Source organism: Micromonospora sp. C31 (genome assembly GCF_018070575.1).
Taxonomy (GTDB): Bacteria; Actinomycetota; Actinomycetes; order Mycobacteriales; family Micromonosporaceae; genus Micromonospora.
This window is the reverse complement of record NZ_JAGPXN010000027.1, coordinates 53,872-67,757: the sequence shown is the minus strand read 5'-3', so window position 1 is coordinate 67,757 and position 13,886 is coordinate 53,872. Positions and strand designations below refer to the sequence as shown.

At 74.9% G+C, this 13,886-nt stretch carries 3 protein-coding genes and 1 pseudogene; 1 reads left to right on the top strand and 3 read right to left on the bottom strand.

Annotation, left to right across the window (positions count from 1 at the left end):
- Both KBX06_RS25790 and KBX06_RS25785 read right to left on the bottom strand, forming a co-directional pair.
- A pseudogene (locus KBX06_RS25790) lies at nucleotides 1-6,202 on the bottom strand (type I polyketide synthase); the annotation flags it as partial.
- Between the two features lie 44 nt (nucleotides 6,203-6,246).
- Nucleotides 6,247-11,874 (bottom strand): type I polyketide synthase, encoded by a 5,628-nt coding sequence (locus tag KBX06_RS25785; protein WP_210839506.1) that lies wholly within the window; start codon nucleotides 11,872-11,874, stop codon nucleotides 6,247-6,249.
- 285 nt (nucleotides 11,875-12,159) lie between these two features.
- On the opposite strand from KBX06_RS25785, the gene KBX06_RS25780 reads away from it, so the two are divergent.
- Nucleotides 12,160-12,921, top strand: a complete 762-nt coding sequence (locus KBX06_RS25780) for a thioesterase II family protein (protein WP_305798314.1) — start codon at nucleotides 12,160-12,162, stop codon at nucleotides 12,919-12,921.
- A 69-nt stretch (nucleotides 12,922-12,990) separates the two neighbouring features.
- On the opposite strand, the gene KBX06_RS25775 is transcribed toward KBX06_RS25780, so the two are convergent.
- Nucleotides 12,991-13,878, bottom strand: a complete 888-nt coding sequence (locus KBX06_RS25775; RefSeq protein WP_210839505.1) for a cyclopropane-fatty-acyl-phospholipid synthase family protein — start codon at nucleotides 13,876-13,878, stop codon at nucleotides 12,991-12,993.
- Nucleotides 13,879-13,886 lie beyond the last annotated feature (8 nt).

Below are 13,886 nucleotides of genomic sequence, written 5' to 3'. Positions count from 1 at the left end.
CGAGGGCCTGCCGGATCACCCGCTGCTGCGACGGACCGTTCGGCGCCGTCAACCCGTTCGACGCACCGTCCTGGTTCACCGCCGTGCCACGCACCACCGCCAGGACCCGACGCCCGTCGCGCCGCGCGTCCGACAGACGCTGCACCAGCAGCACCCCGACGCCCTCCGACCAGCCGGTGCCGTCCGCCGCCTCCGAGAACGACTTGCACCGGCCGTCGGGGGCCATGCCCCGCTGGCGGGAGAAGTCGATGAACGTCTCGGGCGTCGCCATCACGGTGACGCCGCCGGCCAGCGCCAGGTCGCACTCGCCGGACCGCAACGCCTGCACCGCCAGGTGCAACGCCACCAGCGACGACGAACACGCCGTGTCCACCGTCACCGCCGGCCCCTCGAACCCGAACGAGTACGCCACCCGACCCGACAGCACGCTGCTGGCCGTGCCGACGCCGAGGTAGCCGTCGAGGGTCTCGGGAACGTCGGCCAGCCCGGCGGCGTGGTTGTGGTACATCATGCCGGCGAACACGCCGACGGGGCGACCCCGCAGCGCGAGCGGGTCGATCCGGGCGTCCTCGATCGCCTCCCACGAGGTTTCCAGCAGCAGCCGCTGCTGCGGATCCATGGCGAGGGCCTCGTGCGGCGAGATCTTGAACAGGGTGGCGTCGAAGTCACCGGCGTCGGCCAGGAAGCCGCCCTCGCGGGCGTAGCTGCTGCCCCGGCGCGCGCCGGACGGGTCGTACAGGTCCTCGACGTCCCAGCCCCGGTCGGCGGGGAAGCCGGTGATGCCGTCCCCACCGGAGACGAGGAGGTCCCACAACTGCTCGGGGCTGCGTACGCCGCCGGGGTAGCGGCAGCTCATGCCGACGATCGCGATCGGCTCGTCGAGCGCCGCGACGGCGGCGACCGGGGCCGGCAGCGCGCCGGCGGCGGTCCCGGTCTCGGCGTCCAGGTGGTCGGCCAGGGCGAGCGGGGTCGGGTGGTCGAAGACCAGGGTCGCCGGCAGGCGCAGGCCGGTCACCGCGCCCAGCCGGTTGCGCAGCTCGACGGCGGTCAGCGAGTCGAAGCCCAGCTCGGTGAACGGGCGGGCGGCCTCGACGGCGGCGGCGTCGGCGTACCCCAGCACCGCCGCGACCTGGTCGAGGACGAGCCGCAGCAGGGCGGCGGCGCGCTCCTCGCGGTCGAGCCCGGCGAGCCGTTCGGTCAGGGCGGCGGTCTCCGCCGGGCCGGACCGCGCGGCGCGGCGGCGGGGTGCGCGGACCAGGCCGCGCAGGACCGACGGCAGGGTGCCCGCCTCTGCCTGGGTGCGCAGCGCCGGGCCGTCCAGTGCCATCGGCACCGTCGTGGGCAGGCCGGTCGACAGGGCGGCGTCGAAGAGGGCGAGGCCGTCCGCCTCGGGGATCGGGCGGACGCCCGCGCGGGTTAGCCGGTCGGTGTCGGCCCGGTCGAGGCCGGCGGTCATGCCGCCGCCCGACTCGGCCCACGGCCCCCAGGCCAGGGAGTGCGCCGGGAGGCCCGCGGCCCGCCGCCGGTGGGCGAGCGCGTCCAGGAAGGCGTTGGCCGCCGCGTAGTTGCCCTGGCCGGGGCTGCCCGTCACGCCCGCCGCCGAGGAGTAGGTGACGAACAGGGCGAGGTCCGTGCCGGCGGTCAGCTCGTGCAGGTTCGCGGCGGCGTCCACCTTGGGCCGCAGCACGTCGTCGAGGGACTCGGCGGTCAGCGAGGTCAGGGTGCGGTCGGCCAGCACGCCGGCGGTGTGCACCACGCCGGTCAGCGGGTGCGCCGGGTCGATCCGGTCCAGCAGCGCGGCGAGGGCGACGGGGTCGGCGGCGTCGCACGCCTCGACCGTCGCGGTGGCACCCAGGTCGGCGAGGTCGGCGAGCAGGTCGGCGGCGCCGTCCGCGTCGGCCCCGCGCCGGCTGGTCAGCACCAGGTGCCGGACCCCGTGCCGGGTGACCAGGTGGCGGGCGGTCAGCGCGCCGAGGGCGCCGGTGCCGCCGGTGACCAGCACCGTGCCCTCCGGGTCCAGCGACGGCGCCGGCGACTCGGGTTCCGGGGCGGCGACGAGCCGGGGCACGTGGACCGCCCCGTCGCGTACCGCCGCCTGCGGCTCGTCGGTCGAGAGCAGGCCGGCGAGGGCGGCCGCGGCGCTCTCCCGGTCGTCGACGTCGACGACCAGGAAGCGGCCGGGATGCTCGGCCTGCGCGGAGCGGAGCAGGCCCCACACGGCGGCGCCGGCCAGGTCGGCGACGTCCGCGTCGTCGTGCACGGCGACGGCGCCGCTGGTGAGGACCACCAGCCGGGAACCGCCGGTGTGCCGCTCGGCGGCGAGCCAGCCCTGGAGCACGGCGAGGACCTCGGCGAGCAGGTCGTGGACGGGGCCGGGGCCGGTCGCGGCGGCGCCGGCCACCGGGAACAGCACGACGTCGGGCACCCCCGCGTCGAACAGCGCGTCGAGGTCGGCGTGCCGGGCGGCGGCCAGGCCGGAGGGCACCGGCGCGGGGCGGTCGCCGAGCACCGCCCAGGTCGTGCCGTCGGCGGCGCCGGCACCGCCGACGTGCCGGGGCCAGTCGAGGCGGAACAGCGAGCGACGCCACGGCGACCCGTCGGCGGTGAGGTCCCCGGCCGGCAGGGGCCGCAGCACCAGGGCCCCGACCCGGGCGACCGGTGCACCGGCGGCGTCCGCGACCAGCATGGCCACCGTGTCCGAGCCGGTGGGGGTCAGTCGTACCCGCAGCGTGTCGGCGCCGTGGGCGGAGAGCGTCACGTCCGACCAGGCGAACGGCAGCCGGGCCTCGCCGGGGTCGACGATGCCCAGCCCGACCGCCTGCACGGCGGCGTCGAGCAGCGCCGGGTGCAGCCCGTACGCGCCGGCCTCGTCGGTCGCCGGCTCGGGCAGCGCCACCTCGGCGTACACGTCGGTGCCGGCCCGCCAGGCGGCGCGCAACCCCTGGAAGGCCGGGCCGTACGCGAACCCGGCCTGCGCCGCCCGCCCGGCCAGCTCCGACACGTCGAGGGCGACGGCGCCGGCCGGCGGCCACTGCGCCAGCGTGGTCCCGTCCGCCCCCGGTTCCGGGGCGAGCAGGCCGGTGGCGTGCCGGACCCACAGGTCGTCGGTGCCGGACCGGCGGGCGTGCACCGTCAGCTGCCACGACCCGCCCCCGGTACGTTCGGCGGCGACCTGCACGTCGACGCCGCCGGTCTCGGGCAGCACCAGCGGCGCCTCGAGGGTCAGCTCGGCGAGCCGGTCGGCGCCCACCTCCGTGCCGGCCCGCAGCGCCAGCTCCACGAAGCCGGTTCCGGGGAAGAGCACCACGTCGCGTACGGCGTGCTCGGCCAGCCAGGGCTGGCTCTGCACGGACAGTCGGCCGGTGAGCGTCACCTCGTCGCCGTCGGCCGAGCGGAACACCGCGCCGAGCAGCGGGTGGCCGGTCGGGGTCAGTCCGGCGGCGGTCACGTCGGCGGGCTGCGGCAGGGGCAGCAGCCAGTAGCGCTCGCGCTGGAACGCGTACGTCGGCAGGTCGACCGGCACGGGCGGGCCGGCGAACAGGGCCGCCCAGTCCACCGGTACGCCGCGGGCCCAGACGGTGGCCGCGGCGGCCAGGGCGGTCGTCGCCTCGTCGTGGTCGGCGCGCAGCATCGGGGCGCAGACCGCCTGGTCCGCGCCGACGATCTCCTGGGTCAGCGCGGAGAGCACCCCGCCCGGCCCCACCTCGACGTACGCGCCCACGCCGAGCTCGCGCAGGGTGCCGACGGCGGCGTCGAAGCGGACGGTGTCGCGGACGTTGCGCAGCCAGTACGCCGGGGAGCGCACCTCGTCGGGGTCGAGTACCGCGCCGGTCACGGTGGAGACCACGGGGATCCGGGGCGCGGCGAAGGTCAACTGCCCGAGCACGTCGCCGAACGCGGCGAGCATCGGGTCCATGCGGGCGGAGTGGAACGCGTGACTGACCCGCAGCCGCTTCGTGCTGCGGCCGAGGGACGCGAAGTGTTCGGCGACCGCCAGCACGGCGTCCTCGTCGCCGGAGACGACGACGGAATCCGGGCCGTTGACGGCGGCCAGCCCGGCGCCGGCCGTGGCACCGGCGGTGTCCAGGTGCTGGCGCACCTCCGCCTCGGTGGCGCGGATCGACACCATCGCCCCGCCGGTGGGCAGCGCCTGCATCAGGGTGCCCCGGGCGGCGACCAGTCGGGCGGCGTCGGGCAGCGACAGCACTCCGGCGACGTGCGCGGCGGCCACCTCGCCGACCGAGTGCCCGGTCACGAAGTCCGGCACGACGCCCCAGGACTCGACGAGCCGGTAGGCCGCCACCTCGACGGCGAAGAGCGCCGCCTGGGCGTACCCGGTGCGGTCGAGCACGTCGGCGGGGCCGTCGAGCACGGTGCGTACGGGTCGGTCGAGGTGCTTGTCCAGTTCGGCGCAGGCGGCGTCGAAGGCCGTGGCGAAGACCGGGAACGCGGCGTACAACTGCCGGCCCATGCCGACCCGCTGGGCGCCCTGGCCGGTGCAGAGCACGGCGACCCGGGTGGGGCTGGCGACCCCGCGCCGTACGGTCGCCGCCGGGACGCCGTCGGCCAGCGCGCCGAGCCCGGCGAGCAGTTCGTCCCGGTCGGTCCCGAGGACCACCGCCCGGTGTTCCAGCACGGACCGGCCGGCGGCCAGGGCCCGGCCCACGGCGGCCGGCGCTGCGTCGGGGTGCTCGGCGAGCCAGGAGCGCAGCCGGTCGGCCTGGGCGCCGAGCGCGGCGGCGCTGCGCGCGGAGACGACCCACGGCAGCGGGTCGGGCCCGGCGACCGCGTCGGTGCCGGCGGTCGGCTGCGGCGCGGGCGGGGCGGCCTCGACGATGACGTGGGCGTTGGTGCCGCTGACGCCGAACGAGGAGACGCCGGCCCGCATGGGCCGGGTGGCGACCGGCCACGGGCGCGGCTGGTGGAGCAGGCTCACCGCGCCGGCCGACCAGTCGACGTGCGGGGACGGCTCGTCGACGTGCAGGGTCCGCGGCAGTACGCCGTGGCGCATCGCCATGACCATCTTGATCACGCCGGCGACGCCGGCCGCGGCCTGGGTGTGCCCGAGGTTGGACTTGATCGAGCCGAGCCACAGGGGCTGGTCGTCGGCCCGGTCCCGGCCGTACGTGGCGAGCAGCGCCTGCGCCTCGATGGGGTCGCCGAGGCGGGTGCCGGTGCCGTGGGCCTCCACCGCGTCCACGTCGGCCGGGGCGAGCCGGGCGTTGGCGAGGGCCTGGCGGATCACCCGCTGCTGCGACGGGCCGTGCGGCGCGGTGAGGCCGTTCGAGGCGCCGTCCTGGTTGACGGCGCTGCCGCGCACCACGGCGAGCACCGGGTGGCCGTTGCGCTGGGCGTCGGAGAGCCGTTCCAGCAGCAGCAGTCCGGCGCCCTCGCTCCAGCCGGTGCCGTCGGCGGCGGCGGCGAAGGACTTGCACCGCCCGTCCGGGGACAGGCCGCGCTGGCGGCTGAAGCCGACGAACGTGTCGGGGCTGGACATGACGGTGACGCCGCCGGCCAGCGCGAGCGTGCACTCGCCGGAGCGCAGCGCCTGCACGGCGAGGTGCATCGCCACCAGCGAGGACGAGCAGGCGGTGTCGACGGTGACCGCCGGGCCCTCGAAACCGAAGGTGTACGCGATCCGGCCGGAGACGACGCTGCCGTGGTTGCCGGTGCCGACGAACGCCTCGACCTCCTGCGGCACGCCGTTCAGGCGGGAGACGTAGTCGTGGTACATGACGCCGGTGAAGACACCGGTGCGGCTGCCCTTGAGCGAGTCGGCGGCGATGCCGGCCCGCTCGACCGCCTCCCAGGCGACCTCCAGCAGCAGGCGCTGCTGCGGGTCCATGGCCAGCGCCTCGCGCGGCGAGATGCCGAAGAACCCGCCGTCGAACTCGCCGGCGTCGTGCAGGAAGCCACCCTCCCGGGTGTACGACTTGCCGTGCGCGTCCGGGTCGGGGTCGTAGAGGTTCTCCACGTCCCAGCCCCGGTCGCCCGGGAACGGCGTGACGGCGTCGACACCGGACTCGACCAGCCGCCACAGCGCCTCGGGGGTCCGCACCCCGCCCGGGTAGCGGCAGCCCATCCCCACGATCGCGATCGGCTCGTGGTTCTGCTCGTCGACGGCCCTCAGGCGTTCGCTGGTCTCGTGCAGGTCAGCGGTGACGCGCTTGAGGTACTCGCGGAGCTTGGCTTCGTTCGCCATCGGGTTGATCACCTGTCGCTAAGGGGCAAGCGGCGGACTCGTGGTCAGGATCGGCCGAACTTCTGGTCGATGAAGTCGAACAGCTCGTCGTCCGAGGCCCCGTCGAGGGCCTGGCTGACGTCGGCCGGCCGGTCGGTGGCGTCGCTCCACCTGGTGACCAGCGCCCGGAGGCGGACCGCCACGCTGGTCCGCGTCTCGTCGTCGCCGGCCAGTCGTTCCAGCTCTTCCGGCCCGGTCGCGGCGAACGCGGCCTCCAGCCGGTCCAGCTCGGCCAGCAGGCCCGCCTGGGGCGGCGCCGGGGCGGCGTCGACCAGCAGGAAGTCGGCGAGGGCGGCGGGCGTGGGGCAGTCGAAGATCAGGCTCGCCGGCAGTCGGATCCCGGTGAGGGCGGTCAGCCGGTTACGCAGCTCCACCGCGGTCAGCGAGTCGAACCCGAGGCCGGTGAACGTCTGCCCCGACGGCACGACGGTGGCCGGCGGGTAGCCGAGCACCTCGATGACCTGCGCCTTGATGAGGTCCTCCACCAGCCGACCGCGCTCGGCCTCCGGGGTGGCGGCCAGGCGTTGCGTGAAGGACGGCCCGCCGTCGCCGCCGCCGTCGAGGACGCGCCGCCGGGCCCGGACCAGGCCGCGCAGCGGCGCCGCAAGCTGGCCGGCGTCGGCCTGGCGGCGCAGCGCGGCGGTGTCGAGCAGCACCGGCACCAGGTGGGGGCGTCCGCCGTGCACGCTGGCGTCGAAGAGACGCAGCGCCTGGTCGGTGTCGAGCGGGCTGAGGCCGTTTCGGCTCATCCGTTGCCGCTGGGCGGCGTCGAGGCTGCCGGTCATCCCGCTGTCCGCGGCCCAGAGCCCCCAGGACAGGGAGGTGGCGGCGAGACCCGCGGCGTGCCGCTGGTGGGCGAGCCCGTCCAGGAACGCGTTGGCGGCGGCGTAGTTGCCCTGCCCGGGGCCGCCGAGGATGCCGGCGACCGACGAGAAGAGGACGAACATCGACAGGTCCCGGCCCCGCGTCAGCTCGTGCAGGTGCCAGGCGGCGTCGGCCTTGGCGGACAGCACGGCGGACACCCGCTCGGGCGTCAGCGCCGAGATCACCGCGTCGTCGAGGACGCCGGCGGCGTGGACCACGCCGGTGAGCGGGTGCTCGGCGGGGACGCCGGCCAGCAGTGCCGCCAGGGAGTCCCGGTCCGCCACGTCGCCGGCCACCAGACTGGCCTGCGCGCCCAGCGCCGCCAGCTCGCCCAGCAGTTCCGCCGCGCCGGGGGCGTCGGCCCCGCGCCGGCTGACGAGCAGCAGACGACGCACCTTGTGGGCGCCGACCAGGTGCCGGGCCAACAGGCCGCCGAGGGCGCCCGTGGCGCCGGTGACCAGGACCGTCCCGTCGGGGTCGAGTTCGGCGCCCAGCGCCGGATCGAGGACGGCGGGCGTGAGCCGGGGCGCCAGCACCCGGTCGGCCCGGACCGCCAGCTGGGGTTCGCCGGTGCCGACCGCGCGGGCCACCAGATCCAGCGTGCCGGGCTCCGGTCGTCTCGCCTCGTCGAGGTCCACGAGCACGAAACGGTCGGGGTGCTCGGCCTGGGCCGAACGCAGCAGGCCCCAGACCGCCGCGCCGGGCAGGTCGGTCGCGCGGCCGGTGTCGCCGGCGGGAACGGCACTGCGGGTCAGCACGACCAGCCGCCGCTGGGCCAGCCGGTCGTCGGCCAGCCAGCCCTGGACGGCGGTCAGCACGGCGGCGAGCCGGGTCCGGGTCGCGGCGGGGACCGGGGCGCGCTCGTCGTCGGCGTACGCGGCGAGCAGCACCAGTTCCTGGTCGAGCAGGCCGACGTCGACCGCCTCGGCCAGCTCGGGGAGCCCGTACCTGGGGAGACCGGACAGGTCGGACGGGGCGTCGCCGAGCAGCACCGCGCGGGCGGTCGCCGGGGCGGTCGACGGAACGCTCTGCCAGGCGACGTCGAACAGCGAGTCGACGCCCCCGTCGGCGCCGCGTACCTGGTCGGCGGTCACGGGGCGGGAGACCAGGGAGGCGATGCGGGCCACGGGGGCGCCGGCCGGGTCGGTCAGGGTCAGGGTGACCCCGCCGCCGCTGCGCCGGGCGCGTACCCGCAGCGCGGTGGCGCCGACGGCCGAGAGGGTGACGCCGGTCCAGGCGAAGGGCAGGCGTACGCCGGAGGCCTCCCCGTCGGGGTCGAGCAGGCCGACGACGTGCAGTGCCGCGTCCAGCAGCGCGGGGTGGATGCCGAAGCCGGTGACCTCGGTGCCGTCGGGCACCGCCACATCGGCGCAGACCTCGTCGTCGGTACGCCAGACCGCGCGCAGGCCACGGAAGAGCGGCCCGTACTCGACGCCCAGGCGGGACAGTTCGGTGTAGATCCCGTCGACCGTGACGACGGCGGCGGCGTCGGGCGGCCACGGCGACGGGTCGGACCCGTCGGGCTGTGGTACGGCGGGTGAGAGGACGCCCGCGGCGTGGCGGTCCCACTCGGCGTCCGGGTCGGCGGCGGCCCGGGAGTGGATGGTGACCGGCCGGCGGCCCTCCTCGTCCGCCGTGCCCAGCTTCACCTGCACCGCCCGGGCGCCCTGCTCGGCGAGCGCCAGCGGCGCCTGGAGGGTCAGCTCGTCGAGGGTGTCGCAGCCGACCTGCGCGCCCGCGTGCAGGACCATCTCGACGAGGGCGGCGCCGGGCACCACGACCGAGTCCCAGACGACGTGTTCGGCGAGCCACGGGTGGGTCCGCACGGAGAGTTCGGTGCCGAAGACGCGTACGTCGTCGTCGGCCACGCGTACGGCGGCGCCGAGCAGCGCGTGGTCGACGGGTCGGACGCCGAGCCCGGGCGCGCCCGCGTCGCCGGCGGTGGCGTTGAGCCAGTACCGCTGGTGGTCGAAGGCGTACGTGGGCAGGGCCACCGTGCGGGGCCGCGCCCCGGCAGCGGTGAGGTACCCGGCCCAGTCGACGTGGCCGCCGGTGACGTACCGCTCGGCGAGGGCGGCGCGCAGGGTGTCGGCCTCGGGGTGGCCGGCGCGCAGCGTGGCGGTGAACCGGACGTCGCCGGTCGCCTCGACGCAGTCCTGCGCCATCGCGGTGAGTACGGCGTCGGGGCCGACCTCCAGGAACTGCGTCACGTCCTGCTGGTGCAGGGTACGTACGGCGTCGGCGAAGCGCACCGGCTGCCGCACGTGCCGCACCCAGTAGCCGGGGTCGGTGATCTCGTCCGCGTCCGCGACGGCACCCGTCACGTTCGACACGACCGGGACCTTCGGCGGCTGCCACGACAGCCCCGCCACCATCGACGCGAACTCGTCCAACATCGGATCCATCAACCGCGAATGGAACGCGTGACTGACCGACAACTCCTTGACCCGCCAACCCCGCTCGCGAGAAGTCCCCACCACCGACGCGACCTCATCAGCGGCACCCGACACCACCACCGACGCCGGCCCATTCACCGCCGCAATGTCCACGCCCGCACCCGACACCGCGATCAACTCGGCGACAGCCTCCTCCGACGCACCCACCGCCGCCATCACCCCACCAGCCGGCAACGCCTGCATCAGACGACCCCGCGCCGCCACCAGAGTGCACGCATCCGCAAGCGACAACATCCCCGCCACGTACGCCGCCGTCACCTCACCAATCGAATGACCCGCCAGGAAATCCGCCCGCACACCCCACGACCCCAACAACTCCCACAACGCCACCTCCACCGCAAACAAACCAGCCTGCGCAAACACGGTCTGATCCACCAGAGCCGCCTCAGCACTGCCCGCCGCCGCGAACACCACCTCCCGCAACCCACGCGGCAGGTGCCCATCGAACTGCGCACACACCGCGTCGAACGCCGACGCGAACACCGGAAACGCCTCGTACAACTCCCGACCCATACCGGCACGCTGCGAACCCTGACCCGTGAACAACACCGCCCGACGACCCGCCGACACCACACCCGACACCACCGGCCGACCCTCGACCACCGCCGACAGACCAGCCACCAACTCGTCGACGTCCCGACCCCACACCACCGCACGGTGCTCCAACGCCGCCCGCGTCGACACCAACGACCACGACACATCCACCGGAGACAGACCCGCATGATCACGCACGAACGCCGCCAACCGCGCCGCCTGACCCGCCAGAGCACCCTCCGAGCGGCCCGACACCACCCACGGCACCGGCGTACCCGCCGCGTCTGCCGCCCCGGTCCGGCAGGGCTCGCCCCGCGACTCCGCTCCCGTGGCGGCCGTGGACTCCACCCCCGCGGCCACCTGCTCCGGCGTCGCCCCGCCCTCGAGCTCCGGCGCTGCCTCCGGCTGCTCCAGGATCACGTGCGCGTTCGTCCCGGAGATGCCGAACGACGACACGCCCGCCCGCCGGGGACGCTCCACCGCCGGCCACTCGCGCGTCCGCGTCACCAACTCCACGGCGCCGGACGACCAGTCCACGTGCGACGACGGCGCGTCGACGTGCAACGACGCCGGGACCACGCCATGCCGCATCGACAGAATCATCTTGATGATGCCGGCCACCCCGGCGGCGGCCTGCGTGTGACCGATGTTCGACTTCACCGACCCCAACAACAACGGCTCGTCCCGGCCCTGCCCGTACGTCGCCAACAGGGCCTGCGCCTCGATCGGATCGCCGAGCGTCGTACCCGTACCGTGCGCCTCCACCACGTCGACGTCGGCGACACCCAACCCGGCGTTCGCGAGGGCCTGCCGGATCACCCGCTGCTGCGACGGACCGTTCGGCGCCGTCAACCCGTTCGACGCACCGTCCTGGTTCACCGCCGTGCCACGCACCACCGCCAGGACCCGACGCCCGTCGCGCCGCGCATCCGACAGACGCTGCACCAGCAGCACCCCGACGCCCTCGGCGAGCGCCGTGCCGTCCGCCGCGTCGGCGAACGCCCGGCACCGGGCCACCGGGGACAGGTTGCCCTGCCGGGTGAAGTCGACGAACACCGCCGGGGTGGGCATCACCGTCACGCCGCCGGCCAGCGCCAGGTCACACTCGCCGGACCGCAGCGCCTGCACCGCCAGGTGCAACGCCACCAGCGACGACGAACACGCCGTGTCCACCGTCACCGCCGGCCCCTCGAACCCGAACGAGTACGCCACCCGCCCCGAGGCGATGCTGCCCGCGTTCCCGAGACCCAGGTAGTCCTCCACGCCCGCCGGCGGGGTCTCGGGCGGATGGGCGTACCCGCTGTGGGTCATGCCGGCGAAGACCCCGACCCGGGCGCCCTTCAGGCTGGTGGGGTCGATACCGGCCGACTCGACGGCCTCCCACGAGGTCTCCAGCAGCAGCCGCTGCTGCGGGTCCATGGCGAGGGCCTCGCGCGGCGATACCCCGAACAGGCGGGGGTCGAACTCGGCGGCGTCGGGCACGAAGCCGCCCTCCCGGACCGACGAGGTGCCCGGCCGGGAGCGCTCGGGGTCGTAGAGCGCGTCCAGGTCCCAGCCGCGGTCCGTCGGGAACGAGGCGATGGCGTCGCCGCCGGCCGCGACGAGGTCCCACAGCTCCTCGGCCGTACGCACCCCACCCGGGAAACGGCAGCCCGTGCCGACGATGGCGATCGGCTGCTGCGCCTCGGCCTCGACATCACGGAGCCGTTGCCGGGTCCGCCGCAGGTCGGCGGTGACTCTCTTCAGGTACTCCCGGAGCTTCTCTTCGGTGTCCATCAACCCAGCCCATCGCGATGCACGGCGGAGACTCGACGTAAGCGACGGTACGAATGCGCAGAAGTCTCAGGCGTCACCTGTATCTGTCGTTCGGCTCGCTCGGCCGATAGCCACGAGGATCCCCATCTGCGGGGAGAAGTTATTGGGTGTGCGCGAGCGCGGACAACCCCTAACCGGGCAACCGGCCAGCTAGGGGTGTCCGGCCCCGATCCGTCGCACTAGCGTCGCCTCGACCGGGTCCGCGTGCGATCCGGTCGGGAACCGCAGCCGCTGGAAGGACCGCCAAGGATGACCACGCCAGATACCGACAACGGATTGTGGGTGCGACGCTTCCACCCGGCTCCGGGCGGCGCCAGGCGGTTGGTGTGCCTGCCCCACGCCGGTGGGTCGGCCAGCTTCTACTTTCCCGTCTCCCGCAGCCTCTCCCCCGCCGTGGAGGTGCTGTCGATCCAGTACCCGGGCCGGCAGGACCGACGCCACGAGAAGTGCATCGGTGACATCCACCAGCTCGCGCGTGAGGTCTTCACCGTGCTGCGACCCTGGATGGACGAGCCGGTGGCCATCTTCGGCCACAGCATGGGGGCCAGCGTCGGCTTCGAGCTCGCCCGCCTCATCGAGCAGGACGGCGGCACGGCCGCGCACCTGTTCGCGTCCGGACGCCGTGCGCCGTCGCAGCCGCGGCACGAGACGGTGCACCTGCTCGACGACGAGGGCCTGCTGGCCGACGTACGGAAGCTCAGTGGCACCAACTCCGCCGTCCTCGGTGATCCGGAGATGCTGCGGGCCGCGTTGCCGGCGATCCGCAGCGACTACCGGGCCGCGGAGACCTACGCCTACCGGCCGGGCCCGCCCCTGAGCTGCCCGATCACCGTCTTCACCGGCGACGACGACCCGAAGACGACGGTCGAGGAGGCCCGGGCCTGGTCGACCCACACCACCGGGGAGTTCGACCTGAAGGTCTACCCGGGCGGGCACTTCTTCCTGGCCGAGCACCAGCCGGCGGTCCTGCGGGCCATCTCGGCGGCCCTGACCGCGGCGCCGGCGATCTGACCCGACCGGCCGAGGGGCCCGTCCACCGGTGTCACGACCGGTCGGCGGGCCCCCCGTCGGTGCGGGGCGTCACCGCTTGTGGCCGCTTGCGATCACGTAGTCGAGCTGCGCCAGCTCACGCTTCATCAGGTCCTGGTTCTTCCAGTGCGCGGCCATGCTCTTGCGTACGGCGGGCTTGACGGCGGCACGGAACTCCGGGTCGTTGGTGCGCTCGGCCATGTACGCGCGCCAGCCCTCCCAGGTGCGGTCCTTGATGGAGTGCACCTCCGGGTTGGCGAAGCCGGCCTCGACCAGCTCCTGCCGGTACGTGTCGCGGTCGTGCCAGTTCTCCTTCGGGATGCTGAACTTGACGAAGCTCAGCGGGCCGGACTGGATGGCCGCCCGCACGACGTTGGCGCTGACCGGGATGATGTCGGCCGTGGCCAGCACGCCACCCGGGCGGAGCACCCGCAGCGCCTCGGCGAAGAACGCGCTGCGCGGGTAGAAGTGGAAGGCGGACTCCAGGGCGACGACCCGGTCGAAGGTGTTGTCCTCGAAGGGCAGTTCGGTGGCGCTGCCCAGCCGGAAGTCGGTCCGGTCCGCGAGCCCCTCCTCCTGCGCCCGGCGCTGCGCCGCCTCGACGTGGTGCGGGGTGATGTTCAGCCCGTACACCTTGGCGACCCGGCGTTCACGCAGCCACTTGAAGTCCTGGTCGGCGTAGCCGAAGCCCACGTCGAGCACGGTGTCGTCGGGCTTGAGCCCGGCGGCGTCGGCCAGCTTGTCGGCCAGCGCCTCGGCGGCCGTGTCGAGGTCGGTGACCCCGTCCTCCCAGTACCCCACGTTCATGTAGTGGGTGCGGCGGGCCGCGAACTCGACGTCGGGCGACTGGATCTCGTAGAAGCGCCGGACCCGGGTGATGGGGTCGGCGGTGAAGACCGTGCGGATCGCCCGGCCGGCGATCTTCAGGTTCTCGAACATGTGGGTTC